Genomic DNA, 276 nt, shown 5'->3' with positions numbered 1-276 from the left:
ACTTGTACCTTGACGTCTTTGGCAACAGTGTTAAAGGTCGCTGCCAGCTCATCGCCAAAGACTTTTTTGGCTTCAGTCAAACTGTCGATATAGCTGTAATTACCATTACCGTTGTCCGCCATCTGCTCCATCATATAATCGTTGAGATTGCCACGACCAAAACCGACAGTCGATAGAGAGATACCACGATCACGATTGGCTTTGACCAAGTCCAACATCTCGTCGACGTCACTAATACCGACATTGAAATCGCCATCGGTGAGCATGATAATACGA

Annotated in this window: 1 protein-coding gene; it reads right to left on the bottom strand. The window is 45.7% G+C overall.

What is annotated here, in order from left to right; all coding sequences use genetic code 11:
- Positions 1 to 276 (bottom strand): VWA domain-containing protein (locus tag AAEY88_RS13380; RefSeq protein WP_350563173.1); only part of this gene is annotated, 276 nt, incomplete at both ends.

The sequence above is a fragment of the Psychrobacter sp. CAL346-MNA-CIBAN-0220 genome (assembly GCF_040309805.1).
Classification (GTDB): domain Bacteria; phylum Pseudomonadota; class Gammaproteobacteria; order Pseudomonadales; family Moraxellaceae; genus Psychrobacter.
Note: the sequence above shows the minus strand (reverse complement) of the source record. Positions and strands in the feature narration are given on the sequence as shown.